Origin of the sequence: Novosphingobium sp. B 225 (genome assembly GCF_002198665.1) — a bacterium.
In the GTDB taxonomy this organism is placed as follows: Bacteria; Pseudomonadota; Alphaproteobacteria; order Sphingomonadales; family Sphingomonadaceae; genus Novosphingobium.
This window is the reverse complement of record NZ_MWLM01000072.1, coordinates 21,698-47,350: the sequence shown is the minus strand read 5'-3', so window position 1 is coordinate 47,350 and position 25,653 is coordinate 21,698. Positions and strand designations below refer to the sequence as shown.

The window sequence follows — 25,653 nt, the reverse complement described above, 5'->3', positions numbered from 1 at the left end:
GCCCGTGGAAGGCAACACCGGAACAGCCTATTTCCTGATTGCCATTTCCGCCGCATAGGGCCGCCGCGCAAAGGCCATGGCCAGCGCCGACAGCAGGCACGGGATCGGCAGAACTTTCAGCGCATCCAGCAGCTCGAACCGGTCTGCCAGCAGCCCGGTGACATAAGGCCCCGGGGCCAGCCCCAGCAGGTTATAGGCCAGCGCCAGCACCGCCATCGACGTGCTGTGGATCGATCGCGGGGTGCAGTTGGCGATCATCGATCCGGTCACCCCGGTAATCCCCGCCACCACCAGAAGCGCGGCCGCGATCAGCGCCAGTTGCACCGGGCCGGGCGGGGAAAAGAACGCACCCGCGAACAGCGCGGTGCTGCTCAGCGAGAAGCCGATCGACAACCGCGGCGTGATTGCCGGGCGGCGGCGCGACAGCCGGTCCACCAGCATTCCGCAGCCGACCATGCCGATGGCGCAGACCAGCAGGAACAGCGCCGTGGTCCGTCCGGCCTGGGTCAGATCCATGCCATAGTGCCGGGTCAGCAGGATCGGCAGGAACACCGCCAGTGTGCCGGTGCAGAACAGCTGGATCCCGCCGGCGAAATAGGTCAGCCACAGCACGGGTCGGCCCACCAGCAGGCGGCCCAGCTCGCGCCAGTTCAGCGCTTCGCGTTTTGGCGGCACGCCCAGGCGGCTTTCGCGCACCACCAGTGGATAGATCAGTGCCAGCACCAGCCCGAACAGGCCGATCACGCCAAAAGCCGCGCGCCAGCCATAGACAGCGGCCACTTGTGCCCCCACCGCCACGCCCAGGATCTGTCCGACCACCGATCCCGCCAGAAATGATGACGATAATGTCGCGCGCAAGTGGACCGGAAACACCGCCAGCACCACCGCGATCCCGACGCTGCCATAGGCAGCCTCGCCCACTCCGACCAGCACCCGTGCGGCCAGCATCTGCGGGTAATTCTCCACCCAGGCCCCGGCCAAAGTCGCCAGGCTCCACAGCGTGGCCATGGCGACCAGGCTTTTGACCCGGCCGTACCGGTCAGCCAGGTAAGACAGTGGCAAAGTCAGCAAGCCCACCGCCAGCGCCACCACGCTGGCCAATGAGGCAAGCTCGGCATTGTTGAGGTTCCATTCGGCCTGAATCTGCGGCCCGGCGGCGTTGAGCACCTGCCGCGCCATGTGATCGCTCATCAGCAAGCCGAAACTGAGCGCGAACACCGCCCAGCCGAATGCGCTGGTGCGTTCGGGGCCGGGCTCGTCGCTGATCACTGCCGGTCCGGCCATGCTGTCCACTCTCCCCTGTTGGTGGCGGTTATTCCGCCAATTGCGCGATCAGGTCCAGCCCTTGCGGCCAGGCTCCGAACCCGGCGGGCGGGTTGAGGTGACCGACGTTGCCCGCATCGTGGAGCAGCGCGCCCCAACTTGCGGCGAGCTGGGCCACTTTGTCATAGCCTGCCAGCGGATCATTGCGGCTGGCGGCGACAATCGCGGGGAAGGGCAGGGGGCTGCGCGCGATTGGCAGCCAGCCATTTGCGTCCAGCTCGTCAAAAGTGGGGTAGCCGGGCGGCAGCGGACATTCGACATCGGCCGGAGTAGCGAGCAGCGCGCCTTTGACCTTGCGGGTCGGGGCGAGCGCCCAGGCGGCGACCATCAGGCATCCGGCGCTGTGTGCGGCAATCACCACTTCGCCGGGAATGGCCTGCAAGGCCGCATCCAGCGCCGCGACCCGTGCCGCGCGGGACAGGCGCTGCGTGGTCAGCGGTTCAACCGTGACCGATCCGGGCAAGGCCCGGGCTGCGTGGCTTTGCCAGTGGTCTTCCACATGGTCACGCAGCCCGGGAACAAACAGGACCGTTACGCTCACGCCGCAGCGCTGAGCCGGGGCGTGCGCAGACCGGGGCGCGGGCCGGGCAGCCAGCCGTTCTTTTCCAGCGTTTCCTCGACGCTGTTATAGAAAGTGCCGATCTGGTAGATCGCCTTGGCTTCCTTGCCGCTGGCGATCGGACGCCACAGCTCTTCCGAAATCCGCACCGCCTTTTCGATCTGCTGGACCGAAGTGGCGCGTTCGCCCTTGCGGCCCCACAGGTTGTCTTCCTGACCCACGCGGACGTGCAGGCCCATGGCGATGCCCATGGTGATCAGCGGGTACATGGAGCGCATCAACCCTTCGACAGTGCAAACCGCGTTCTGGGGCAGACGGTTGATGAATTCCATCAGGTTGCGCGGGTTGGGGCCATCATGCCCGCCGCCGATCGCCACCCAGTTGCAGACCAGCGGACCCATGTAGTGCCCGTTCCGCACCAGCCGTTCCAGGGTCTCAAGATCGCGTGCGCAGCCGACCTGGAAATGGGTCTGGATGCCGCTCGCCGTCAGCCGCTTCATGTGTTCCTTCATGAAGGCCGGACCGGCATCGTAATACATCTCGGTATAGGCTTCGCGGTAGGTGTCCCACATCGTGGTGCCCTTGGCGTCGTCCTCGGTGATCAGCTCCATCACGTTCATCTGGTTGGTGTTGACCGCCAGCGTGACCTGATCGGGCACCGGTTTCAGATCGGCGAGCATGTGGCGGGTATCATCATCCAGCCATTCCGCCGCCGCGCTTTCGCTCTTGGGGGCAAAGCTGATCGATCCGCCAACCTGCAGCACCATGTCGGGCACCGCGGTGCGGAGCCGGTCGAGCATTTCGTTGAACCGGTCGAGGTCCTTGGAACCGGAACCATCCGGCTCGCGCACGTGCAGGTGCAGCACGGTCGCCCCGGCGTTATAGCAATCAACCGCCTTCTGGACCTGTTCGGCATAGGAAACCGGAATGTCGTCGCTGTCCTCGGGCATGAAGCTGGGGGCATAGGGCGCGACCTGGATCACCAAGGGGTCCTGGTTTTCGGGAAGCAGGCTTTCATCGAAGAATTGCATGGTTTTACTCCTCAATCATTCCCAGGTTCCGTTCGTGTCGAGCGAAGTCGAGACACGGGTGCGCGGTGTCTCGACTTCGCTCGACACGAACGGAGGTTGTGTGAAGTTCAAAATGGCCGATCCCCGATGATCCCGGCACGCTCCATCTGGCGCACACAGGGGGGGTAATCCATCACCGCGTAGTGCTGGGTGCAACGGTTGTCCCAGATCGCCATGCTGTTCGGCTGCCAGCGCCAGCGGACCTGGTATTCGGGGATTGTGCTGCGGCCGATGAGGTACTGCAGCAGATTGGCCCCGCCCGGTGCATAGTCCTGACCATAGCGGACGTTCGCGGCGGTGTGGAAATTGGTGAAATGGGTGGTGAACCCGCAGACGTTCAGGCTTTTGGCGCCAGTTTCGGGATGGGTGCGGACCACCGGATGTTCGGCATCGGGATACTGGGCCTTCAGCGCATGCCGCTTTTCTTCGGGCATTCGCGCGCCAAAGCTGGCCTCGATGGAATGGCGGGCCTTCAGCGGGGCGATGGTTTCTTTGATGTGATCGGCCAGATCATCATAGGCCCGTTCCATATTGGCCCACATCGTATCGCCACCCACCGGCGGGCAGGCCACGCAGCGCAGCACTGCGCCCATCGGCGGCTTCTCGCGCCAGGTTGCATCGCTGTGCCACGAATTCTCATAGAAATCGGGCGGCGAATTCACGTCCTTGTAAATCCGCACCAGCCCGGGGTGATCGGGATCACTGCCGGCTACCGGATGATCTTCCAGACTGCCAAACCGTTCGGCAAAGGCGACATGATCGGCCCGGGCAATGTGCTGATCGCGCAGGAACAGCACTTTATGTTCCAGCAGCGCGGCCCGGATCGCGCCGAACAGATCGTCGTTGCGCGCCGCTTCGGCCAGATTCACACCGCTCAGTTCGGCGCCGATATGCTGGGTGAGCTTTTCGATCTTCATCGCACCTGCTCCGCTCAAATTGTAAAGATCGTCGATCCGATGGTCTTGCCGGCTTCAAGATCGCGGTGCGCTTCGACGCATTGGTCGAGCGTATAGCGCGCGCCGATCTCTACCTTGATCCGTCCGGCGGACAGGTGATCGAACCAGAACTGCGCCAGTTCGGCCCGTTCAGCCGGATCGGCATAGAAATCGGCAAAGGCCGGGCGGATGAAATAGACCGAGCCTTGCAGCATGGTCTGGAACGCATCGACAGGCGGGATCGGTCCCGATGCCGTGCCGCAGCCCACCAGCACCCCGCGCCGCCGCAGCGACTTCAGCGATCCGGCGAATGTATCCGCGCCAACGCTGTCGAACACCGTCTGCACGCCTTCGCCATTGGTCAGTTCCTTGACCCGCGCCGCCACATCCTCGCGGCGGTAGAAAATGATCTCGTCGCAGCCGAGTTCGCGCGCCTTGGCGGCCTTTTCCTCGCTCGATACGGTGCCGATCACCCGCAGCCCGATCAGCTTCGCGAGTTGCACCGCCAGCAGCCCGACCCCGCCCGCCGCAGCATGGAGCAGGATCGTATCGCCCGGGCGCAGCCGCGGGTCGGTCTTGAGCAGCCAGTAGGTTGCCGAAAGGCCGCGCATGGTGGAAGCGGCGGCGACATCGAACGGCACGTTGGCGGGCAGTTTGAACAGCGGCGCGGCGGGCATCACCCGTTCCTGCGCATAGGCACCCAGCGGCCCGCCGTTATAGCTGACCCGGTCGCCGACTTGCACAGAGGTCACGCCTTCGCCCAGTTCCAGCACTTCGCCTGCGCCTTCCACACCGATCCCGCAGGGTGGCTGAACCGGGTAATAGCCCGAGCGGAAATAGGTATCGGCAAAGTTGCAGCCGACGGCGTGGTGGCGGATGCGCACTTCGCCGGGGCCGGGGCTGCCGACGGGCAGATCCTCTACCTGAAGCACTTCCGGGCCGCCGGCAGTGTGAAAGCGTACAGTCTTGACCATGTGTGGCATCCTTATCCCGCTGCATGGGATAGCCGGTTCGGCGATGTCCATTTGACCGATGACGACAATTCTTGCACAGTTGATGACATGGAACTGGTCCGCGCCGCTACCCTGACCGGCTATCTGGAGCTCGCCGCGCAGTTCCGGCTCGATCCCCTGCCGCTGCTGCGCGGGGCGGGGCTCAGCCGCAGCGTGATTGCAGAGCCTGACCGGATGATCCCCGCGCGCTCGGTGATCCACCTGCTCGAAGAAAGCGCCCGGGCCGCGCATTGCCCCACTTTTGCCCTGCGCATGGCCTTGCGACGGACGGTCGCGGACCTGGGGCTGGTCAGCCTGCTGATCGCTCACCAACCGAGCCTGCGTGAGGCCTTCGCGGTGATGCAGCGCTATCGCAACCGGATCAATTCCACGCTGGTGCTGCAACTGGAAGAGCGCGGCGGGGTGGCGGTGCTGCATGAAAGCTGGGCGCTGGAACCGCCGCTGGTCTCGCGCCAGTCGGATGAACTCGCGCTTGGGGTGCTGGCGGGGATTGGGCAATGGCTGCTGGGCCCGGCCTGGCGGGTGGAGGAAGTGCGCTTTGCCCATGCCGCCCCGGCGGTGGGGGAAATGCCGGTCTATGCCCGTGCCTTCGGGGCGCCGGTGCGGTTTGGCAGCGATTTTGTCGGGCTGGTGCTCGATTCGGGCGTGCTCGATCTGCCCAATCCGCGCGCCGATCCCGCGCTCGCTGCCCACGCCGGAGCCATGGCCCAGGCGATGATCGAAGGCGCCCCGCGTTCGATCGAGCAGGAAGTGGAGGAGGCGCTGTTGCAGCAGTTGCCGGTGAACGGGGCCAGCCTGCCGGTCACTGCCCGCGCGCTCGGCCTCAACCCGCGCACCCTGCAACGGCGGCTGGAGGCGGCCGGACAACCGTTCGCCGCACTGCTTGAGCGGGTCCGGCGGCAACAGGCCGCGCGGCACCTGGCCAACCCCCGGCTCAGCCTGACACAAGTGGCCGAACTGACCGGCTATGCCTCACTCAGCGCGTTCACCCGCTGGTATAACTCCAGCCACGGCCTGGCCCCCAGCCGGGCCCGCGCCAAGGCACTGGCAAGCGGCGAGATTTTCCGCCAGAATGCCCGCGGAGGGTGACGCGATGCAGGATGGAGACAACACCGCCGATCTGGAAAGCTCGCCGCGCACCAAGGCCGGGGTGGCCGCGGTGGTGGTGCTGTTCCATGTCGTGGTCGTGCTCGGCCTGATCCGCGCCTTTGCTCCCGATTTCTCGGCCAAGGCGGTGGAAACGGTGCTCAGCACCTTCAACGTCACTATCACCGCACCGCCTCCGCCGCCCGCCAAGGCCCCCGAACCGGCCGGAGCCTCGGGCGATGCCGGCAAGAAAGCCGTGGCGCGCGAAGTGAAGGCGGAAAAACCCAAGGTCGAACTGGTCAAGGCCCCCGCACCCAAGGCCGCTTCCACCGGCAGCGCCAACACCAGCGGCGCGGCGGCGGCGGGATCGGGCACGGGTGCGGGCGGATCGGGCAATGGCCCCGGCGCGGGCGGCAGCGGCAATGGTTCGGGCGGCGGCGCGGTCAGCAAGGTTCAGCACGTTTCCGGCCAGATCAACAATGCCAAGGATTTCCCCGTTCCCCCCGGCGGGCGTGAGCAGCGGATCGGCAAATCGGTGATCCTCGCGCTGACCGTCGCCCCATCCGGCCGGGCTACCGGCTGCCGGATCTACAAATCAAGCGGACTGCCGGAAACGGACGGCGTAACCTGCCGCCTCGCCATGGACCGCCTGCGCTTCAAGCCCGCCACCAACGCGGCAGGGGAACCGGTGACAGCGACGTTTTACTGGCAGCAGAAGTTCTTTTTCTGATTTGCTGAATCCTCCCCCCTTGGGGGAGGTGGCCCGACGCAAGTGGGACGGAAGGGGTAGGCAGCATGCACTTTGGGTGCCGGTTGGTGCATTGGCTGAAGAGCAAAGGATTGCCTGTCCTCCTGCTTGTTGCCCTGTTGGCGCTTTTTGTAGCCGCGAACCTCCGCAGTTCGACACCCGATCGTTCGATCGCCGGGAAAATCACCGGATTCAGACTGGTTGAAATCGAAGGCCGGGGCGCTGTTCCCCATGCTTTCGTATCCTTGTCGACAGGGCAAACAGTGGTCGTGTCGATTGCAGGCATTGCGAGATGCGAAACAGGTGCGCGCGTTACTGTCATTGAGTCTGTCACATTGATCGGATCGCGCTTCAGAATGGAGCCCAACTCCTGCCAACCGCAGTAGGCATGCCGACACGCGCCATTGACGCGCCCCGCCGCCGCTCCCTAACTGCACCCAAACACGAATCTTCCCGGAGAGTCCCATGGCCACCACCCATCCTGTCCCCTCCGAATGGGCCGCACGCGCGCTGATCAATGCGGAAGTCTATGCCGAAAAGACCCGCGCCGCGCTGGAAACCCCCGAGGCATTCTGGCGCGAGGAGAGTGCGCGGCTCGACTGGATCAAGCCGTGGAGCAAGCTGGGCCACTGTTCGTTTGACGAGGCGGATTTCGGGATCGAGTGGTTCTCCGATGGAACGCTCAATGTCTCGGCCAATTGCCTCGATCGCCATCTGGCGCAGCGCGGCGATCAGGTCGCGATCATCTGGGAAGGGGATGACAGCGAGCACCAGCGCCGCCTGACCTATCGCCAGCTCCACGCCGATGTTTGCCGCATGGCCAATGCGCTGAAGCAACTGGGCGCGAACAAGGGTGACCGCGTTACCATCTATCTGCCGATGATCCCCGAAGCCGCCGTGGCGATGCTCGCCTGCGCGCGGATCGGGGCGATCCATTCGATCGTGTTCGGCGGGTTCAGCCCCGAAGCGCTCGCGGGGCGGATCCAGGACTGTGACAGCAATGTGGTGATCACCGCCGACGCCGGGATGCGCGGGGGCAAGCAGGTGCCGCTGAAGGCCAATGTCGATGATGCGCTGACGCAGTGCCCCTCGGTCAAAGCCGTGCTGACGGTGCGCCACGTTTCGAACGCGGTGACCATGGTCGAAGGGCGCGATCATTGGTGGCATGATCTGCGCGACAGCGTTTCGCCCGATTGCGCTTATGAGGAAATGGGCGCCGAAGACCCGTTGTTCATCCTCTACACCTCCGGCTCCACCGGCAAGCCCAAGGGCGTGCTCCACACCACCGGCGGCTATCTGACCTGGGCGGCGATGACCCACCAGTACGTGTTCGATTACCGCCCCGGCGAGATCTATTGGTGCGCGGCGGATGTGGGCTGGGTCACGGGGCACTCCTATGTGGTCTATGGTCCGCTCGCCAACGGGGCGACCACGGTGATGTTTGAAGGGGTGCCCAACTATCCCACCCACAGCCGGTTCTGGGAAATTGTTGACCGCCACAATGTCGAGATCTTCTATGGCGCGCCCACGGCGCTGCGTGCGCTGATGCGTGAAGGCGATGACTGGGTGAAGGCGACCAGCCGCAAGTCGCTCCGCCTGCTCGGCTCGGTGGGCGAACCGATCAATCCAGAGGCGTGGGAATGGTACTGGCGCGTGGTCGGGGATCAACGCTGCCCGATCGTCGATACCTGGTGGCAGACCGAAACCGGCGGGGCGATGATCACGCCGCTGCCCGGTGCCCACGCGCTCAAGCCCGGCGCGGCGAGCAAGCCGATGTTTGGTGTGGTCCCGCAGATCGTCGATGCCGAAGGCGCGGTGCTGGAAGGCGCGACTGAGGGCAACCTGTGCCTGCTGCAATCATGGCCCGGCCAGATGCGGACCGTGTGGGGCGATCACGAACGCTTCTTCCAGACCTATTTCACCACCTATCCGGGCAAGTACTTCACCGGCGATGGCTGCAGGCGCGATGAAGACGGCTATTACTGGATTACCGGCCGCGTCGATGACGTGATCAACGTATCGGGCCACCGCATGGGCACTGCCGAGGTTGAGAGCGCGCTGGTCGCCCACGCCAAGGTGGCCGAGGCGGCAGTGGTGGGCATGCCGCATGAGATCAAGGGGCAGGGCATCTATGCCTATGTCACGCTCAACGCGGGTGAGGAGCCCACGGACGACATGCGCAAGGAACTGGTGCAATGGGTCCGCCACGAAATCGGCCCGATTGCCACGCCTGATGTGATCCACTTCGCCCCCGCGCTGCCCAAGACCCGCAGCGGCAAGATCATGCGCCGCATCCTGCGCAAGATCGCCGAAGGGGACACCAGCAACCTCGGCGATACCAGCACGCTGGCCGATCCGGGCGTGGTCGACGTGCTGCTGAGCGAAGGACGCTAAGGCCCAAAGATCCTTCCCATTTTGCGAAGCCAAATGGGGAGGATCAGCTGGTCACGGCTGCTGGGTGATCCGCAACATGGACGTATCATAACCCAGCGCACCGGCCCGCGCGATCAGGGCGTCGCGCTGGGCCGCAGTGGGGTTCGCCTCGCGCGAGAGCAGCCACAGGTAGCGGCCTGATGGTTCACCCACGATCGACCAGCTGTAATCCTCCGCATGGTCCAGCACCCAGTAATCGCCATAGAACGGGCCAAAGAAGCTGACCTTCAGCTTGGCATTGGTGGCGGCTTCGACCACTTTGGCGCGGCCCTTGGCCTGTTTCAGCTTTCCGTCCGGCTTGCGGCAGGCGTTGAGTACCGAAATCCGGCCGTCATCGCGCCGGGCATAATCGGCGGACACGCCTTCGCAGTCTTTCTGGAACCCCTGTTCATACCGCGCCAGTTCGTACCAGCGGCCAAGGTAGCGTTCCAGATCCACTGAACGGGCTGGCTGCGGGACGGCGGCATTGCCGACCGGGTGCTTGGGACCCAAAGCTGCGCAGCCCCCCAGCAGCAGCATGGCGGTTGCGGCAAGGGCGAGCGGGCGGAGCAATCTGGTCATGACGGGCAAACCTTGCAGCGCGGCGGATGTTCCCTGCCGCAGGTGGGTTCTGCTTTATATGGGTATGAATTCGCGATAGGCCAGAGCCATGATCGCCCAGACCATCCAGCTCGCGCTTGCCCCGGTGTTCATGCTGGTGGCGATTGGCAATATCATGAACCTGCTGTCTACCCGCCTCGGCCGGGTGGTGGACCGTTCGCGCGCCTTGCAGGATGTCCACATGATGACCAAGGGGCCGGAGCACGACGCGGTCGTGGTGGAAATCCGTGCCATCGCCCGGCGCATCCACCTGATCACGCGGGCGCTGTTCCTGCTGGTGCTGGCCGGTCTGGCAATCGGCATGACCGTGGCGGTGCTGTTTCTGGACGAAATCGCCGGGTTCAAGCTGCCGCTGCTGGCGGCCGCGTTCTTTCTCTTGGCGATCAGTCTGATGATGTGGGCGCTGGTGCTGTTCCTGGGCGAAACCCGCATCGCCGCCCAGCAACTGCGCATCCCGCGCGGCTATCTTGAGCTTGAGCGCAAGCTGTAATCCGGCGTGACGGGCGCGGGGCTGCGGCCCCGGGCCCGCCCGGTCAGTGCAGCCGGATGCAGTCCACAATCGCCTGGCGCAGCGGTGTGTTATCAAACTTGAACGGACCGCTGCCTTGCTCTGCGGCGAAATCGATCACGAAATTGTGGGGATGGCCGGGCGTGGCCGCGCAGGCCTGGGGCACGAAATTGACCCCATAGTCCACCAGCGTGCCATAGCGCCGCACCGCATCGCCCAGCCCGGCGGCGGTCTGGCTGGCATATTCGATCAGGGTGTCGTTATCATGCGTCCAGGGGATCGGCGGGCCCAGGCTGACCGGCCCGATCCCATGGCAGCGCACGCCCAGGCAATAGAGCCGGTCGCGCAGCGGGCCATCGGTCTCGTTCAGCCAGCGCAGGTCCTGGCTGATATTCATCATCGATTGCGCGCCCGGACCGACGAAGACCGAACCGACGATGCTGCCGCCAGTGGTCCACCCGGCCGTGCCGTGGTGCGGCGTGTTCAGCGTCAGCACTCCATCGAACCTGTAGCCCAGCACCATCATGGTCCGCGCGACCAGCCCGCCCATCGAATGGCACACCGCATAGTGCCGGTCGAACCCCGCGCCGTTCTGCATCCAGCCGGTCTGCATCAGCTGGTGGGCGCACTGGATGAAGGTGTAATTGCGGGTGTCCTTCATGTGGACCGACTGCGAACTGATCTGGATGGCTGCCGGGTTTATCCCTTGCTGAGCCAAAGTCGCGTCGACCAGTCGCTGCACGCTGGGCAGGTCATAGGGATTGCCGGACAGGCTCCAGCCGTGGATGTAGCTGATCAGGATGCGCATGGCCCTTACCCCTCTTGCCCGGCGAACTTGGCCACGCCGTGCGCCACCCGGTAGGTATAGCGGACCTGGCGATAGCCCAGCACCACGGTGAATTCCCAGATCACCGGGTTGGTGCTGACCTGGCCGGGTTCCAACGGCGGATTGGGCAATTGCCGCTTGCCAGTGCCGACACAGCTGATCGCCGAGGGATCGGCCTGGATCGATTGCGCCAGTGCCTGCGTGGCCAGCGCAATTGCGCGGTTGGTTTGGGGATCGCTCATCAAAACAGACTCCTGTTTTCGGATATTCAGACGCGCGCCCGCAAAGTGGCGGCGTGAACCCGGGCAATAGTTCACCGGTGCCGAAAGCCGTATGCTTCAGGCACAATTGTTTTCCGGCGGTGGTGAAGCCGACCGGGCACTTGATAGGGTCAAGGTCCGGTGCGGAATTGGAAAATAACGACAGTGATTTTGTAATTAAAATCACGAAATCGTCAGGCACTGTTCTGGAATTCGGCGCGAGCGGGCGCCGCGTGATTAGCAGGTCCTGACCCTAGCTCAGCAGCTTGCGCGCCTTGGGTTCAAGCGCCGCCTTGATCATGCCCGATGCGAAAGACAGCGATTGCGGCAGATCGAAATCGAACACCACTTCGCTGTCAGCCACTTCGACCGCGCCTTTGATCGCCTTGCCCATGGCGGCGATCTGCAATTCCAGCCGGTCGGGGCTGGGCCAGCTGGTGGTCACGTCCGCCATGCCGGGGGCCACATTGGCAATGTCAGCCTCATGCTCGCGGATCCGGCGCAGCGCTTCGTCGCGGCCCAGGCTGTGGGGGAAAGCCAGCCTCATTCGGCCACCTTGGTGCCGTCTTCCAGCGCATTGCCGTATTTGTAGTCAAGATAGCGGGTCTGGATCGCCAGATTGTCGATCGCGCCGCTGGCCAACTGGCGAGTGACGCTGTCAATCTCGCCGCTGATCTTGCCCAGGCTTTCGGTCAGATGCTGATCCGGGCTGGCACCGCCGCTGGCCTCGCCGCGCAAGTGGCGGGGGATTGAGGTATAACTGGAAACCAGACCGGGCAGATGTTCCCCCACCAGCTTGCGCACTTCGCGCGCGGCGGGGGCCGCTTCATCCAGCCCGTCGAGCTGCTGGCCCAAGGCGTCAAGCTGCAGGCCGATCTGATCGACCAGCTGCACCGCCGGGGCGGGCAGGGCAGGGCGCTGGCGTTCCAGCCACAGTTCGGTCCGGCCGACCAGGCTGCGGGTATCGCCCTGGCCGAGCGATTCCAGCGTCGGCACTTTCAACTTGGGGTAATTGGAAAAGACCCCCAGCGCCACGACCATGGCCAGCATGGTCATGATCACGCCAGTCCAGCCGATCCCGTCCAGGATCAGCCCGGCCACCATCGCCGCAAAGATGATTGCCCCCAGCGCCAGCACCGCCCGCAGCGCCTTGCGCATGGTGTGCTCGCGCTTCAGCGCAGCCGAGCGCCGCCCGATCGAACCCGCCCGCCGCCCGCCGGCCTGCTGGCCAGCCAGCGACTGGCGCGCCTGCCGCAGGATCAGGTCACTCTGCTGCGCTTCGCCGGCCATCAGGAAATCCTCTCCATTTCTGGCGCATGCCACAAAGGGGAAGGTGGCAGACGCCGCAGGCGGCTGACGGAGGGGTGTCCGCCGTGCCGCATTACCCCTCCGTCAGTTCCTGCGGAACTGCCACCTCCCCATTTGCACTGCGTGAAAATGGGGAGGACCTGTCCGGCCATGCCCATCAGCCCTCAAGGCTCAGCATCGAGGGCGCATCGGCGGCATTGGCGGCCTGTGAGGCGCCTTCGGCCCGGGCGATATAGCCCTTGGACTTTTCGACTTCGGCCGTCAGCGTGGTGACGGTCTGCTTCATGCTGTCGAGCGCTTTCAGCTTGAAAGTGTCGATATTGTCCATCGTGTCATAGATGTTCTGGAACGCGCGCTGCAGCACTTCGACCGAAATGGTGCTGGCGGCGGCCTGTTCATGGATCTTGCCGGTTTGTTCGCGCAGCAGCTTGCCGGTGGAATCGATGATCCCCGATGTGGTGTCGTTCAGGGCGGTGATCTGGCCCAGCACCATGCGCTGGTTGTACATCGCCTGAGCCACGGTCACCGCGGTGCGCAGCGCGCCGACGGTGGTGGTGCTGGCGCGGTCCACGCCCTTGACCAGTTCGACGTTGTTCTTTTTGACCAGATCGAGCGCAAGGTAACCCTGCACCGTCACGGCCATCTGCGTCAGCAGGTCCTGGGTGCGCTGGCGAACATAGAACAGCGCGCTTTCGCGGATCGCCTTGGCCTTGGCCGGTTCGATTCCGTCAAGTTCCGCTGCCTTTTCCTCAAGCTTGCCATCCAGCGTGCGGCTGATGTGGATCATCTGTTCCAGGTTGCCCATGGCTTCCCACAACTTGCCGCGTTCCACATCGATCGCGGCATTGTCCATCAGCAGCTCATCCTTGCCCGAGGCAAGGTGCCCCAGGACCGACTGGATATGGCCCTGCGCGCTTTCATAGCTTTGGAAATAGCGCTTCACCGAATTGCCGAACGGAATGAAGCCCAGGATCTTGCGCCCGGTGGAAAGCTGGCCCTTTTTGCCGGGGTCCAGCTCTTCCACCACCTTGCGCAGTTCCGCCAGATTCGCGCCGACGCCCGAATCCTTGTCCATCGCCCGCACCGGACGATCAAGGAACCGGTTCGACATGGCCGATGCCGCCGCAATCTCCTTGCGCCCCATGTTGGTCAGCTGGTCGATCCGTTTGCCGAATTCGGGCGAATTGGCGTCCTGCGCGACCAGATCGGTGATGAAGGCATCAACCTTCACTTCCAGTTTGGATTTGCTGTCTTCCGATACCGGCACCAGCCCAATCGCCTGTTCAGGCACGATCACCGGCACCGGATCGGGCGGGGTCAGGGTGATGGTCGGCGCGGCGGTCTGTTCAGGCGTAGTGGCCATGGTCTGTGTTTCCGTACTTTCTGTCCGAACGGTTATGTTGTGTGCAACCCGCTCGAGTTCAAGCTGTGTTATCGAAATAAGACAGGGCCTGCAAGCGCAAGGTGATCGATTTTGCCGGAGCAATCTTTGCGCGCTGCGCAGCTTATACCAACCTGCACCGGCTCAGTTGGCGCCCTTACCGAACCGGTGCGCCTGCCGGTGCCGGGCACGTGCCCATGCGATAATGGACCAGCCGGGCTGGTTCGTTCATCAGGCTCTAGGGCTGACCCGTCAGCACCCGGCCCAGCCAGCCCTTGCGCCGGGCGGCGGGTTTCTTGTCGAGCACGCCCAGCAGATAGTTGGCGAGCAGCAAGGCCTGGTTTTCGGTCATGTAAAAGTGCTGCTGCTGGACATCTTCCTGCTCGGCCTCGGCCATCGAGCCAACGCGCTGCAGGCACAGGTCCAGCCGTCCGTTGAAACCATGATGCGACCAGCCGACGAGCACGCCGTAGCCATCATCCGCAGCGGGCGGGCTTTGCTTTGTCCCCATCCCATATCTCCCGTGGTGCGACCCACGGGGAAGAACTTAGCGCAGCCTTGCGGCGTGGCAAGTCGGTAGGATTCCCGATCCGGTACGGCCGCTCACGCAGCCAGCTGGAATGGCTCGATCTCGCCAGACAGGAACATTTTCTTGGCCTTGGCGCGGCTCAATTTGCCGCTGCTGGTGCGGGGCAGGGTGCGCGGGGGGACCAGTTCGACCACGCAGTTCATGCCGGTGATCGAACGCACCTTGTCGCGGATCATGTTGCGCAGTTCGATCCGGGCTTCGGGATCGGACACGCGGCAGTGGACCAGCACAGCGGGGGCTTCCTCGCCATTTTCGGTTTCGACCGAGAAGGCGGCAATATCGCCGTGGTTGAAGCCGGGAAGCTGTTCCACCGCCCATTCGATATCCTGCGGCCAGTGGTTCTTGCCGTTGATGATGATCATGTCCTTGGCGCGGCCAACAATGAACAGATAGCCATCGACCATATAGCCCATATCGCCGGTATCGAGCCAGGCCCCCTTGCCGTCTTCGCTTGGGACAAGGCAGGCTTCGGTCGCTTCCGGATCGCGGAAATAGCCGACCATCACTGACGGACCCCTGCACCACACCTTGCCGATGTGATGATCGGGCAGGGCCGCGCCATTCTCGCCCCGGATGGCGAGTTCCATGTCTTTCACCGCCTTGCCGCAGTTGACGATCGCGCGGTAGCGGGCCGGGCGGGAAAGGTCGCGCGGGGTGCCGGACAGGCGCTCTTCCTCGACCAGTTCGACCCGGATTCCTTCGCCCGGCGGCATCAGTGTGACCGCCAGAGTTGCTTCGGCCAGACCGTACGAAGGGAGGAAGGCCTGGGCCTTGAACCCTGCTTCGGCAAAGGCATTGACGAAGCCCTGCATCACGTCCGGGCGGATCATGTCCGCGCCGTTGCCCGCGATCCGCCAGCGCGACAGGTCGAACCGGTCGGCCACATGGCTCTGGCTGGAAATCCGGCGCGCGCAGATGTCATAGCCGAAGGTTGGGGAATAGGAGATCGAATTGCCCGGATTGCGGCTGATCATGTCCAGCCAGGCGAGCGGGCGGCGGGCGAAATCCTCGGTCTTGATGTAATCGACCGAAATCTGGTTGGCGATGATCGACAGGAAGCAACCGACCAGCCCCATGTCGTGATACCACGGCAACCAGCTGATGCAGCGATCGTCCTGCTGCAACTCCATCCCTTCGCCGTGCCCGGCAAGGTTGTTAAGCAGGCTGGCATGAGTCACCGCGACGCCATGCGGGAAGCGGGTCGATCCGCTGGAATACTGCAGATAGCAGATGTCATCGCCATTGGCTACGGGCAGCGGGGCGTCGGCCGGCTCGGTCAGTGCAAAGCTTTGCCAGGTGATCCCCTCGCAGCCTTGGCGCGCGGCGGCGGCACCGGCCATTTCGGCGATCTCTTCGGGATAGAACAGCACTTTGGGGTCGCTCGATTGCAGCTGGACGGCCAGCTGGTCGATATAGCTTTCCTTGCCGCCAAAGCTGGTTGGCAGCGGCAACGGCACCGGCCAGGCCCCGGCATAGATTGTGCCGCAGAACAGCGCGGCGAATTCGGGCCCGGTTTCAGCGACCAGCGCGATCCGGTCGCCCTTGCCGATGCCATGGGCGATAAGGCGGCGGGCCATCACGAGCGAATCCTCGCGCAGCTCGCGGAACGGATAGACCCGCGCCAGGTTGCCGCGCGGATCGTGAAAATTCATGCCGCGATTGCCCTGCGCGGCATAGTCCAGCGCCTCGCCAAATGTGGCGAAGTTGGAAAAACGGCGTGGCAGATCGTCAAAATTGGGGGTGGGGACCATATGGTCCGCAGCAGTCGTCACCAGTTCGGCGGCGTCAGTCATTGCGCGTTACCCGTTTGTTTTCAAGGGGATCGACCATATTCCGGCCTGTCTCCCATCTCGTTGCACAGCACAGACCGGCATCGGCCCGCGCCCCTGATCGTTTCCAATTGCGGCACAGTGTGGCACGAATATGGCCAAGATGACCCGCGACCGTCGCAATCCCCGGCCTTTGGACCTGCCCCGGCTTAACGAGCTGGCCCTGGCATATGTCGCGCGGTTCGCCACCAGCGCGGCAAAACTGGAGGGCTATCTGCGCCGCAAGCTGCGCGAACGCGGCTGGGACGGGGATGGGGAAGCCCCGGTTCAGGCCACGGTCGAGCGCATGGTTGCGGCGGGCTATGTCGACGATGCGCAGTTTGCCCGTGCGCGCAGCGGCAGCCTGCTGCGGCGCGGTTATGGCCAGCGCCGGGTCGATCAGGCGCTGGGTCAGGCCGGAATTGCCGAGGCGGTGCGCAGCGAAGTGCGGGCCGGGGCGTGCGAACAGCGCCGCGCGGCGCTGGCCTTGGCGCGCAAACGGCGGCTGGGGCCGTTTGGCGCCCCCGCGACTGACCGCGCGGTGCGGGAAAAGCAGCTTGCGGCCATGCTCCGGGCCGGGCACCCGCTGGACAGCGCGCGCGAATTGTTGAATGCCATCAGCGTGGAAGCGGCCGAGCAATGGGCCGCGGAACCGGACGAGGAATGAACATGCGCAAATCGATGGTCGCCGCCTGTGCTCTGGCCCTGCTGGCCGCCTGCTCTCCCAATTCGAGCGAGGCGGGGGCGCAATCGACGCAGGCCGGGGCAGTTCATCCCGAATCCGGACTGACAGTGATCCCGCTGACCGTGACCCATGCGGGCAAGCAGCATGTGTTCCGGGTGGAACTGGCGAAATCGGCCATGGAACAGGCCAAAGGAATGATGTTCCGCACCAGCATGGGCGCGGACGAAGGGATGATCTTTCCGTTGGACCCGCCGCGTGGTGCGGTGTTCTGGATGAAGAACACGGTTCTGCCGCTCGATCTGATTTTCGTGGGGGTGGACGGCAAGATCAGCAACATTGCCGCCAATGCCAAACCTTATGACGAAACCCCGCTGCCGTCGGTCGGACTGGCCAAGGCCGTGCTGGAACTCAACGCGGGCCGCGCGGCAGAGCTGGGGATCGTTCCCGGCGATACGGTGGATTGGTAGGGTAAAGCCCCCTTTCAAGCAGCACACAATTCGGCTAGGCGGCGCGCATGGGAATCCTTGGCAAGATCTTCACCTGGTGGAACGGCGCGACCGTGACGACCATGCTCAATTCCGCGCTGACCGGCGAACAGGTTGGTTCTGACGCGCAGGGCAACAAGTATTACCGCGCGAAAAAGCGCTATCCGGCGGGGCATCCCTTTGCCGGGCGCGAACGGCGCTGGGTGATTTACAATGGTGCCAACGATGCCAGCCGGGTTCCGGCCGAATGGCACGGCTGGCTGCACGGCAGCTTTGATGGTGTGCCCGAAAGCAACCTGCCGCCACCGCGCATCTGGGAAGTGGAGCATAGCGCCAACGCCACCGGCACCGCTGCCGCCTATCGCCCGCAAGGCGCGCTGGAACGCGGCGGCAAGCGCGCGGCGGCAACGGGCGACTACGAAGCCTGGACGCCAGAAGCCTGATGCCGCGCCGGGCGTCTGCCCTTCTGCTGCTGGCGCTGGCCGCCTGCAATTCGGGCAACGAACCCGGAGCAACCGCGACCGAGGTGCCCAAGGCTGTGGCCGCGCAAGCTGCCGGTGCGCCGGTGGTCGAAAGCGAATATGGCACCCCGGTCAAGGACCGCGTCGCCACGCTGGGCCTGCTCAACAAGCGTAACAACCTCAGCCAGGATATTGTGCTCAAGCCCGGCGAATCGCGCCGCGTCGGCAATGTGGTGGTCAAGCTTGCCAGCTGCGAGCGGACCCTGCCGTGGGAAGATCCGCCCGAAGTGGGGGCCTTCGTTCAGGTGTTTGTCGAAGAACGCGCCGATGCCGGCAGTGCGCTGCAATGGCGCAAGGTGTTTTCCGGCTGGCTGTTCAAGAATTCGCCTTCGCTCAACACGGTGGAGCATCCGGTCTATGACGTCTGGGTCAAGGACTGCGCGATGAAGTTCCCGGGCGAGGAAGACAGTCCAGCCCCCGCCGCATCGCCCAGCAGTGCCGCAAAACCGGCGGGCAGCGCGAGCCCGGCAGCCGCCGCCTCTCCTTCGCCCGCGCCTGCCCCCGCGCCCAGACCGGCCGCCTCGCCCACGGTCGGGCTCTGAGCCGCGCGCAGCAATACCAGGTATTCGGCCTGGCTGATCTCCACCGCCCCCAGCGAGGCGAGGTGATCGGTGATGAACTGGCAATCGAGCAATTGCGTGCCCGCCCGGCGCAGCGCCGCGACCAGCCAGGCCAGCGCCACTTTCGAAGCATCGGGCACGCCGCTGAACATGCTTTCGCCGCAGAACACCCGGTCAAACCCCACACCATACAGCCCGCCAACCAGTGCGCCGTCCTGCCAGCATTCGATCGAATGGGCCTGCCCGCGCGCGTGGAGCTGGCGATAGCTCGATTCGATCCGGCGGCTGATCCAGGTGTCCTGCGCATCGCGGCGCGGCCCGGCGCAGGCCTGCATTACCTGGGCAAAGGCCTGATTGCAGGTGATCTGAAACCGCCCCCGCCGCAGCGTGCGGGCCAGCGAGCGTGAGCAGTGGAACTGATCCAGTGGCAGAATCGCCCGGCGGCGCGGTTCGACCCAGAAAATCTCTGGATCCTCACGCGCATCGGCCATCGGAAACACCCCGCCGCGATAGGCCAGCAGCAGCAGGTCCGGATCGATCGGGGATGGGCTGGCCGGGGCATGCATGGCGCGGTAATAGCCCTTTTCTGCCGCTTGGCGAAGCGAAGGATTTGCAGCCTTGCCAACCCCGGTAGTAACCTATAGAGGCCCGTCCGCCCGCAGGAGTGTAGCTCAGTTGGTAGAGCATCGGTCTCCAAAACCGAGGGCCCACGGTTCGAGTCCGTGCACTCCTGCCAGCATTTCCCGTTCACCCAGTGATGTGCCGATGTCCGCCGAACCTCCCTTCGAGCAGTTCAATGTGCGTGGTCGCTCACGCCCCGGCTGGCTATGGAGCGAGCCTGGCCCGCGCGAAGGAATGTGGCTTGGGCTGATCCTGGCGCTGCTGGCGCTGCTGCCGGTGATCGTCGCCAAGCATCCGCAGATGGTGGACTATCCCGCCCATCTGGCACGCTATCAGGTCATGTTGCACCACGCCGACAGCGCGTTCCTGCAACAGTATTACGGCTTCAACTGGAAGTGGAGCGGCAACCTGGGGGCGGACCTGCTGGTCATTCCGCTGGCCAAGGTGATGTCGCTGGAAGCGGCGGGCAAGCTGATCGTCTATCTTACCGTCCTGCTTAATGCGCTGGGCGTGCTGGCGGTGGAATGGTCGCTGCGGCGGCGGATCGGGATCGGCGCACTGCTGGGGCTGCTGTTCGTCTGGTCTCCGGCCATGTTGCTGGGGTTCCTCAATTTCGGCCTGTCGCTGGCTGCTGCGCTGTTCGCCTTTGCCCTGTGGGTGCGGCTGGATGGGTGGAAGTGGCGCGCGCCGCTGTTCATGCCGATCGGGCTGGTGGTCTGGCTGTGCCACGTTTCGGGCTGGGGCACGCTGGGCGTGATGGTGTTCGGCTATGAATGGCACAAGAACAAGAGCTGGCGGGCCTTTGTTGCGCCCTGGCCGCTGATGCTGCCGTTTGTTGCCCTGGCCGCGCTGTCGCTGGCGGGTCAGCAAAGCGGCGGTGAACTCTATTCCTATGGCAAGGTTCCGGGCACCTACAAATGGGCGATCTGGAAACAGGCGATGCGCGATACCTGGCGCTGGCTGGACTATAGCACGCTGATCGGGATCGGGGTGGTGCTGGTCGGATCGCTGGGGCTGGGGCGGCTCGACGGGCGGCTTGGCTGGGCGGCGATTGCGATGCTGGCGCTCAGTCTGGTGCTGCCGCGCCATATCTTTGGCGGGGACTATGTCGATGCGCGGATGATCTATACCGGGCTGATGGTGGGCTGCCTGGCGCTGAGCTGGCGCGCACCGCGGTTCGTGCTGTTGCTGGCCGCGGCGCTGTTTGTGGGGCGGCTGGCGCTGACCACCCAGACCTGGGCCAGCGAATCCAAGCGGACCGAACGGCTGCTGGCGCGGATTGACCAGCTGCCGCAGGGTGCGAAGATCGCCAGCCTGGTGGAAACGCGGATCGGACGTTGGCCGATCAACCCGCAGGAACATGTCGCTGGCTATGCCGTGGTGCGCAAGGATGCGCTGGTCAACATCAACTTCGCGCTGCCGATGATCCACATGCTGACGATCAACGAAGGCGGCAAATACTTCCGCGATCCCTATCACCGCCTGCTGTGGCGCAAGGGCCGCAACACCGACATGACCCACTACGATCCGGCCCGCCATGCTGACTGGTTCTGGTACGTCGGGACCGAAGAACTGGAAGCTCTGCCCAGGAAGGCCAAAGTGATCGATCGCACGGCGGATGACCTGCTGGCGCAAATGCCACCGCCCAAGCTTGCAAAACCGCAGTCGCGTCGCTAAGTGCGGCGGTGTCTTCCGTCATTTGGAGAACACGCTCATCCCCGGTAGCCCCCAGCGGCGCCGGGGCGGCGCTGTTCCCCAAGCGCGCGGCAGGCAACAGGAAACGCAATTGCAACAGGACGGGCGATAATAGCCATGGCCAAGATCAATCCCGGCGAATTCATGCGCCAGGTTCAGGCAGAAGCACGCAAGGTCGTTTGGCCGACGCGGCAGGAAACGGTCAGCACGGCGATCTTCGTCGCGATCCTGATGGTGATCCTTGCGCTGTTTTTCCTGGGGGTCGATTCGCTGTTCGGCGCAATCGTGAAGTGGCTGCTGTCGCTGGCCTGACGGTCATGCGCCCAATTTGAGGTTACGAGAGAAACATGGCTCGTTGGTACATCATCCACGCCTATTCCGGGTTCGAAAACAAGGTTCGCGAATCGATCCTGTCCGAAGCCGAGCGCAAGGGACTTGAAGCACTGGTCGAAGCGGTCGAAGTGCCCGCCGAAACCGTGACCGAGGTCAAGCGCGGCAAGAAGGTTCAGGTCGAACGCAAGACCATGCCCGGCTATGTGCTGGCCAAGCTGACCATGAACGACGACGTCTATCACCTCGTCAAGAACACCGCCAAGGTCACCGGGTTCCTGGGCCCCAATGGCAAGCCGCAGCCGATTTCGGACCGCGAAGCCGCCCGGTATTTCGGTGCGCGCGATGCCGCCGCTGCCGAACCCAAGAAGCACGTCAGCGTCGATTACGAAATCGGCGATTCGGTCAAAGTGCTCGACGGGCCGTTCAACAGCTTCACCGGCGTGGTGGAAGAACTCGATTTCGACAAGAACCGGGTCAAGGTGTCGGTCTCGATCTTTGGCCGGGCTACTCCGGTCGAACTCGATTTCGAACACGTCGAACTGGTCAAGTAGGCCCATGGCAAGGGCGCTGCGCGGCTCGGTCGCTTTCGCCCCGGCACTGGCTTTCGCGCTGGCTTTGGCCGGCGCGCCCGCCGGGGCCAAGGAAACCAAGCCGAAAGGCCCGCCGGTTCCCGCCGAACTGGCCGATGTGCTGGCGTCAAAACGCTATGTTGCCGCGCGCGAAGCGTTGCGGCTCGATCACCCCCGGATGGTCGAACAGATCGTCACTCTGACCGAGATCCCCGCGCCCCCCTTTGGCGAGGCGGAACGCGGGACGAGTTTCGCCGCGCTGATGCGGGGCACGGGGCTGGCCGATGTAACCACCGATGCGATCGGCAATGTCATCGCCGTGCGCAAGGGCAGCGATCCCAAGGCCGCACCGCTGGTGGTGGCGGCCCATCTTGATACCGTGTTCCCCGCCGGAACCGACGTGAAAGTAAAGCGCGAGGGCACCCGCCTGTCGGCCCCCGGGATTGGGGATGACACGCGCGGGCTGGCCGTGATGCTCGCTGTGATCCGCGCCATGGACAGGGCCGCGATCCGCACCACCCGCGACATCATCTTCATCGGCAACGTGGGTGAAGAAGGGCCGGGCGACCTGCGCGGTACGCGGCATTTCTTTGCCAATGACCCGCGCGCCAAAGGTGCGGCCGGGTTCATCACGATCGACGGCGCCGGGGCCGGGCTGGTGACCACGCGCGGAGTGGGGTCGAAACGCTATCGGCTGATCTTCAGCGGGCCGGGCGGGCATTCCTATGGCAAGTTCGGGATCGTCAATCCGCTGGCCGCGCTGGCGAAAACGGTGACCGGGCTGTACGCCGTGCCGGTGCCGCAAAGTCCGCGCACCACCTATTCGGCAAGCGTGGTGGGCGGGGGCACATCGGTCAACACGATTCCCAACGAAGTGTTTCTCGAAGTCGATATCCGCTCGGAAACGCCGCAGGAAGTGGCGCGGGTGGATGCCGCGCTCCATGAAATCGCCGCCCGCGCGGTGGATGAAGAAAACGCCGCCCGGCAGACCGATGGCGGCAAAGTGACAGTGACCTTCAAGCCGATCGGGGACCGTCCCGCCGGTACGACCCCGGATGAGGCTCCGCTGGTCCGCATTGCCGCTGCGGCGCTGCGTGCCAACGGGATCGAACCCAGCCTGGGCGCGCAATCGACCGACGCCAATGTGCCGATGAGCCTGGGGATCCCGGCCATCGCAATTGGATCTGGCGGCACCGGGGGCGGCGCTCATGCTCCCCACGAATGGATTGACGTGGCCGAAGGGCCCAGCCTTGCCGGGATCAATGCTGCCATGGCGACCATCCTGGGCGCGGCAGGGATGCAGAAATAGCGCTCTTTACCGGGCACTAACCATGTTCGGCTATCCCGCCAGACAATGGTCGGAACATCTCCACTTCCCGCAGCCGCGCCGCAGCGGCTGACCCGGCTGGACGGGCTGCGCGGGATCGCGGCCTGCGTGGTGGCCTTTACCTATCACCCGCGAACGCTGTTCGCGCCCGAACTGTTCACCGATCACGGCATGGTGTTCGCCTGGCTTAGCCATTGGGGCTGGGCCTTTGTCGATCTGTTTTTCCTGCTGTCGGGCTATATCTTTGCCCATGTCTATCTGGCCGGGGACAAGCTGTCCCGCCCGGGGGCGATGGGGCAATTCGCGGTGGCGCGCTTTGCGCGGCTCTATCCGCTGCACCTGCTGACGCTGCTGGTCGTGGCGCTTTATGCCTGGGGGGAAAAGGGCAACACGGCGGGCGCCTTTGCGATGCATCTGGTGATGCTGCAAAACTTCGTGCGGCCGGTGCCCGATACGTTCAACGGACCGGCCTGGTCGCTGAGTGTCGAGGCTTGCTGCTATCTGCTGTTCGCCTTTGCCGCGATGCGCGGCGGGCGGCGGCGGTTGTGGCAGGTGACTGTGGGAGCGATTGCGCTGGGGCTGGGGCTGCTGGTGTTCAATGGCGAGCCCGAGGGGCCATGGGTGGCAGACAACCTGCCGCGCGGGCTGCTGGGGTTCTTCCTGGGGCAAGTGCTGTGGCATGCGCGCGAACGGTTGGCGCGGTTGCCCTGGCCGTTGCTGGGGGCGCTGCTCGTGATCGGGCTGGTCATGCCGACGGGGGTCTGGTCCTCGCTGTTGCCGCTGGTGCTGGTGGCTTTTCCCGCCGCGCTGCTGCTGGCGCTGCGTTCACGTTGGCTGGACGGCAGGCTGTGGTCGTGGCTGGGAGACCGGTCTTATGCGGTGTATCTGATCCATTTGCCGGTCTATGCCCTGATCAAGCGCCAGACCGGCGTGATTGCGGGGGACGGGCCGCTGGTGTGGGCGATCTATCTGGGGATCATCGCCGCGATCCTGCTGCTGTCGGACCTGACCTATCGCTATTTCGAAGTGCCCATGCGACAAGCGATCCGGCAGGCGTGGGAACGCCGCCAGACCGCGAAAGTGGCCGCGCCGCAAGCATCGGCTTGATTTCCACCCCGCTTTGCCCTAACCGCGCGCCTTCGCCTGGCCGTGGCCGGGTGATTCCGTGCGGAAGAAGGGGGGCTGCCTCCTTTGCCTGACCGCTCACTCTGAGGCTCCCCCCGGGGGGCCAACAGGAAGAAAGGAGGCCCATCGTGGCCAAGAAGATTGAAGGCTATATCAAACTGCAGGTCCCTGCAGGCAAGGCTACCCCGTCGCCGCCGATCGGCCCGGCGCTGGGTCAGCGCGGCGTCAACATCATGGAATTCTGCAAGGCGTTCAACGCCGCCACGCAGGAACTTGAAGCGTCGATGCCGATCCCGACCATCATCACGGTCTATGCTGATCGCAGCTTCACGTTCGTGACCAAGACCCCCCCGGCCAGCTATCTGATCAAGAAGGCTGCCAACCTGAAGTCCGGTTCGAAGGAACCCGGCAAGGTTTCGGCCGGAACCATCGCCCGTTCCAAGCTGGCGGAAATCGCGCAGACCAAGTTTGCCGATCTCAACGCCAACGACATCGAACAGGCTACCAAGATCATCGAAGGCTCTGCCCGTTCGATGGGTCTGCAGGTTGTGGAGGGCTAAGGACATGGCAAAGCTGACCAAGAAGCAGAAGTCGCTGGCCGAAAAGCTGGGCGACAATCAGAACCTCTACGGCGTGGATGAAGCCATCCAGCTGCTCAAGGATCTCAAGACCACCAAGTTCGATGAGAGCCTGGAAGTGTCGCTGAACCTGGGCGTCGATCCCCGTCACGCTGACCAGATGGTCCGCGGCATGGTCGTGCTGCCTTCGGGCACCGGCAAGGACGTCAAGGTTGCCGTGTTCGCGCGCGGTGACAAGGCCGAAGCGGCGCTGGCCGCCGGGGCCGACAAGGTTGGCGCCGAAGACCTGCTGGAAGACATGCAGGCCGGTAACCTCGATTATGGCCGCGTGATCGCCACGCCGGACATGATGGGTCTGGTCGGCCGTCTCGGCAAGGTGCTGGGTCCCAAGGGCCTGATGCCGAACCCCAAGCTGGGCACGGTTACCCCGAACGTCGCCGATGCAGTCAAGGCTGCGAAGAGCGGCCAGATCGAATTCCGCGTCGAAAAGGCCGGGATCATCCACGGCGGCCTCGGCAAGCTTTCGTTCACGAACGAAGCGCTGCGCGCCAACTTCGACGCTTTTGTCGATGCGGTGGTCAAGTCGAAGCCGGCTGGCGCCAAGGGCAAGTATGTCCGCAAGGTCGGCCTCAGCTCGTCGATGGGCCCGGGCCTGAAGATCGACGTGGCGCAGGTCCACGGCGGCTAATCCCGCAGCGGCAACGCGA

General features: G+C 64.4%; 28 protein-coding genes, 1 tRNA gene and 1 pseudogene. 16 read left to right on the top strand and 14 right to left on the bottom strand.

Going from position 1 to position 25,653, the window contains the following annotated elements:
• Window positions 1-27 precede the first annotated feature (27 nt).
• From MNBBLIKP_RS16600 to MNBBLIKP_RS16580, 5 genes are all read right to left on the bottom strand, one after another.
• Complete coding sequence (locus tag MNBBLIKP_RS16600; protein ID WP_088311510.1) at window positions 28-1,284, bottom strand: MFS transporter; 1,257 nt, start codon at window positions 1,282-1,284, stop codon at window positions 28-30.
• 28 nt (window positions 1,285-1,312) lie between these two features.
• A complete protein-coding gene (locus tag MNBBLIKP_RS16595; protein WP_088311389.1) occupies window positions 1,313-1,864 on the bottom strand; it encodes an RBBP9/YdeN family alpha/beta hydrolase in 552 nt (183 codons plus the stop codon).
• Complete coding sequence (locus MNBBLIKP_RS16590) at window positions 1,861-2,913, bottom strand: 3-keto-5-aminohexanoate cleavage protein (protein ID WP_088311388.1); 1,053 nt, start codon at window positions 2,911-2,913, stop codon at window positions 1,861-1,863. Before MNBBLIKP_RS16590 ends, MNBBLIKP_RS16595 begins: the two co-directional genes overlap by 4 nt.
• Before the next feature lie 107 nt (window positions 2,914-3,020).
• A complete protein-coding gene (locus MNBBLIKP_RS16585) occupies window positions 3,021-3,869 on the bottom strand; it encodes a TauD/TfdA dioxygenase family protein (RefSeq protein WP_088311387.1) in 849 nt (282 codons plus the stop codon).
• Window positions 3,870-3,883: 14 nt separating this feature from the next.
• On the bottom strand, window positions 3,884-4,861 hold the full coding sequence (locus MNBBLIKP_RS16580; RefSeq protein ID WP_088311386.1) for a quinone oxidoreductase family protein: 978 nt from the start codon (window positions 4,859-4,861) through the stop codon (window positions 3,884-3,886).
• A gap of 87 nt (window positions 4,862-4,948) precedes the next feature.
• Between MNBBLIKP_RS16580 and MNBBLIKP_RS16575 the strand changes: the two genes are divergently transcribed.
• The 3 genes from MNBBLIKP_RS16575 to acs all read left to right on the top strand — a co-directional run bounded on the left by MNBBLIKP_RS16575 (window position 4,949) and on the right by acs (window position 9,128).
• Window positions 4,949-5,989: an AraC family transcriptional regulator gene (locus tag MNBBLIKP_RS16575; RefSeq protein ID WP_140420638.1), complete on the top strand. Its 1,041-nt coding sequence runs from the start codon at window positions 4,949-4,951 to the stop codon at window positions 5,987-5,989.
• Window positions 5,973-6,716 carry an energy transducer TonB gene (locus MNBBLIKP_RS16570; protein ID WP_254913095.1) on the top strand — a complete coding sequence of 248 codons (744 nt, stop codon included), beginning with the start codon at window positions 5,973-5,975 and terminating at the stop codon, window positions 6,714-6,716. Before MNBBLIKP_RS16575 ends, MNBBLIKP_RS16570 begins: the two co-directional genes overlap by 17 nt.
• Window positions 6,717-7,199: 483 nt before the next feature.
• Window positions 7,200-9,128, top strand: a complete 1,929-nt coding sequence (acs, locus tag MNBBLIKP_RS16565) for an acetate--CoA ligase (protein WP_088311384.1) — start codon at window positions 7,200-7,202, stop codon at window positions 9,126-9,128.
• A 51-nt stretch (window positions 9,129-9,179) separates the two neighbouring features.
• Here acs and MNBBLIKP_RS16560 read toward each other — a convergent pair whose 3' ends face one another.
• Window positions 9,180-9,728 carry a lipocalin family protein gene (locus MNBBLIKP_RS16560; protein WP_088311383.1) on the bottom strand — a complete coding sequence of 183 codons (549 nt, stop codon included), beginning with the start codon at window positions 9,726-9,728 and terminating at the stop codon, window positions 9,180-9,182.
• 88 nt (window positions 9,729-9,816) lie between these two features.
• On the opposite strand from MNBBLIKP_RS16560, the gene MNBBLIKP_RS16555 reads away from it, so the two are divergent.
• The gene (locus tag MNBBLIKP_RS16555; RefSeq protein WP_088311382.1) at window positions 9,817-10,257 is read left to right on the top strand and encodes a DUF2721 domain-containing protein; all 441 of its coding nucleotides are present in this window, start codon (window positions 9,817-9,819) and stop codon (window positions 10,255-10,257) included.
• A 43-nt stretch (window positions 10,258-10,300) separates the two neighbouring features.
• On the opposite strand, the gene MNBBLIKP_RS16550 is transcribed toward MNBBLIKP_RS16555, so the two are convergent.
• The 7 genes from MNBBLIKP_RS16550 to MNBBLIKP_RS16520 all read right to left on the bottom strand — a co-directional run bounded on the left by MNBBLIKP_RS16550 (window position 10,301) and on the right by MNBBLIKP_RS16520 (window position 16,432).
• Window positions 10,301-11,083 (bottom strand): hypothetical protein, encoded by a 783-nt coding sequence (locus tag MNBBLIKP_RS16550; RefSeq protein ID WP_088311381.1) that lies wholly within the window; start codon window positions 11,081-11,083, stop codon window positions 10,301-10,303.
• Between the two features lie 5 nt (window positions 11,084-11,088).
• Window positions 11,089-11,343, bottom strand: a complete 255-nt coding sequence (locus tag MNBBLIKP_RS16545; RefSeq protein WP_088311380.1) for a hypothetical protein — start codon at window positions 11,341-11,343, stop codon at window positions 11,089-11,091.
• A gap of 271 nt (window positions 11,344-11,614) precedes the next feature.
• The gene (locus MNBBLIKP_RS16540) at window positions 11,615-11,908 is read right to left on the bottom strand and encodes a polyhydroxyalkanoic acid system family protein (RefSeq protein WP_088311379.1); all 294 of its coding nucleotides are present in this window, start codon (window positions 11,906-11,908) and stop codon (window positions 11,615-11,617) included.
• Window positions 11,905-12,651, bottom strand: a complete 747-nt coding sequence (locus MNBBLIKP_RS16535) for a hypothetical protein (RefSeq protein ID WP_088311378.1) — start codon at window positions 12,649-12,651, stop codon at window positions 11,905-11,907. Before MNBBLIKP_RS16535 ends, MNBBLIKP_RS16540 begins: the two co-directional genes overlap by 4 nt.
• 175 nt (window positions 12,652-12,826) lie before the next feature.
• Window positions 12,827-14,032 carry a toxic anion resistance protein gene (locus MNBBLIKP_RS16530; protein ID WP_088311377.1) on the bottom strand — a complete coding sequence of 402 codons (1,206 nt, stop codon included), beginning with the start codon at window positions 14,030-14,032 and terminating at the stop codon, window positions 12,827-12,829.
• 256 nt (window positions 14,033-14,288) lie between these two features.
• Window positions 14,289-14,561: a hypothetical protein gene (locus MNBBLIKP_RS16525; RefSeq protein ID WP_088311376.1), complete on the bottom strand. Its 273-nt coding sequence runs from the start codon at window positions 14,559-14,561 to the stop codon at window positions 14,289-14,291.
• 92 nt (window positions 14,562-14,653) lie between these two features.
• Complete coding sequence (locus MNBBLIKP_RS16520) at window positions 14,654-16,432, bottom strand: fatty acyl-AMP ligase (protein WP_088311375.1); 1,779 nt, start codon at window positions 16,430-16,432, stop codon at window positions 14,654-14,656.
• 139 nt (window positions 16,433-16,571) lie between these two features.
• On the opposite strand from MNBBLIKP_RS16520, the gene MNBBLIKP_RS16515 reads away from it, so the two are divergent.
• The 4 genes and pseudogenes from MNBBLIKP_RS16515 to MNBBLIKP_RS16500 all read left to right on the top strand — a co-directional run.
• Window positions 16,572-17,114 carry a regulatory protein RecX gene (locus MNBBLIKP_RS16515; RefSeq protein ID WP_088311508.1) on the top strand — a complete coding sequence of 181 codons (543 nt, stop codon included), beginning with the start codon at window positions 16,572-16,574 and terminating at the stop codon, window positions 17,112-17,114.
• On the top strand, window positions 17,111-17,599 hold the full coding sequence (locus MNBBLIKP_RS16510) for a DUF192 domain-containing protein (RefSeq protein ID WP_088311374.1): 489 nt from the start codon (window positions 17,111-17,113) through the stop codon (window positions 17,597-17,599). The genes MNBBLIKP_RS16515 and MNBBLIKP_RS16510 overlap by 4 nt, the downstream gene beginning before the upstream one ends.
• A 47-nt stretch (window positions 17,600-17,646) precedes the next feature.
• Window positions 17,647-18,060: an NADH:ubiquinone oxidoreductase subunit NDUFA12 gene (locus MNBBLIKP_RS16505; RefSeq protein WP_088311373.1), complete on the top strand. Its 414-nt coding sequence runs from the start codon at window positions 17,647-17,649 to the stop codon at window positions 18,058-18,060.
• A pseudogene (locus MNBBLIKP_RS16500) lies at window positions 18,060-18,458 on the top strand (DUF2155 domain-containing protein); the annotation flags it as partial. The gene MNBBLIKP_RS16505 and the pseudogene MNBBLIKP_RS16500, both read left to right, overlap by 1 nt.
• 35 nt (window positions 18,459-18,493) lie before the next feature.
• On the opposite strand, the gene aat reads toward MNBBLIKP_RS16500, so the two are convergent.
• On the bottom strand, window positions 18,494-19,264 hold the full coding sequence (aat, locus tag MNBBLIKP_RS16495) for a leucyl/phenylalanyl-tRNA--protein transferase (protein ID WP_088311372.1): 771 nt from the start codon (window positions 19,262-19,264) through the stop codon (window positions 18,494-18,496).
• 94 nt (window positions 19,265-19,358) lie between these two features.
• Between aat and MNBBLIKP_RS16490 the strand changes: the two genes are divergently transcribed.
• The 8 genes from MNBBLIKP_RS16490 (at window position 19,359) to rplA (ending at window position 25,634) form a co-directional block, all read left to right on the top strand.
• Window positions 19,359-19,434, top strand: a tRNA-Trp gene (locus tag MNBBLIKP_RS16490).
• Between the two features lie 29 nt (window positions 19,435-19,463).
• On the top strand, window positions 19,464-20,996 hold the full coding sequence (locus tag MNBBLIKP_RS16485; protein ID WP_140420637.1) for a hypothetical protein: 1,533 nt from the start codon (window positions 19,464-19,466) through the stop codon (window positions 20,994-20,996).
• 135 nt (window positions 20,997-21,131) lie between these two features.
• The gene (gene secE / locus MNBBLIKP_RS16480; RefSeq protein WP_088311370.1) at window positions 21,132-21,326 is read left to right on the top strand and encodes a preprotein translocase subunit SecE; all 195 of its coding nucleotides are present in this window, start codon (window positions 21,132-21,134) and stop codon (window positions 21,324-21,326) included.
• 35 nt (window positions 21,327-21,361) lie between these two features.
• Complete coding sequence (gene nusG / locus MNBBLIKP_RS16475) at window positions 21,362-21,898, top strand: transcription termination/antitermination protein NusG (RefSeq protein WP_088311369.1); 537 nt, start codon at window positions 21,362-21,364, stop codon at window positions 21,896-21,898.
• Window positions 21,899-21,902: 4 nt separating this feature from the next.
• Window positions 21,903-23,225, top strand: coding sequence for a M20/M25/M40 family metallo-hydrolase (locus MNBBLIKP_RS16470; protein ID WP_088311368.1), 1,323 nt, complete (start codon window positions 21,903-21,905; stop codon window positions 23,223-23,225).
• 45 nt (window positions 23,226-23,270) lie between these two features.
• The gene (locus MNBBLIKP_RS16465; RefSeq protein WP_088311367.1) at window positions 23,271-24,350 is read left to right on the top strand and encodes an acyltransferase family protein; all 1,080 of its coding nucleotides are present in this window, start codon (window positions 23,271-23,273) and stop codon (window positions 24,348-24,350) included.
• A gap of 146 nt (window positions 24,351-24,496) precedes the next feature.
• Window positions 24,497-24,928 carry a 50S ribosomal protein L11 gene (gene rplK, locus MNBBLIKP_RS16460; RefSeq protein ID WP_088311366.1) on the top strand — a complete coding sequence of 144 codons (432 nt, stop codon included), beginning with the start codon at window positions 24,497-24,499 and terminating at the stop codon, window positions 24,926-24,928.
• A 4-nt stretch (window positions 24,929-24,932) separates the two neighbouring features.
• The gene (gene rplA / locus MNBBLIKP_RS16455) at window positions 24,933-25,634 is read left to right on the top strand and encodes a 50S ribosomal protein L1 (protein WP_088311365.1); all 702 of its coding nucleotides are present in this window, start codon (window positions 24,933-24,935) and stop codon (window positions 25,632-25,634) included.
• Window positions 25,635-25,653 lie beyond the last annotated feature (19 nt).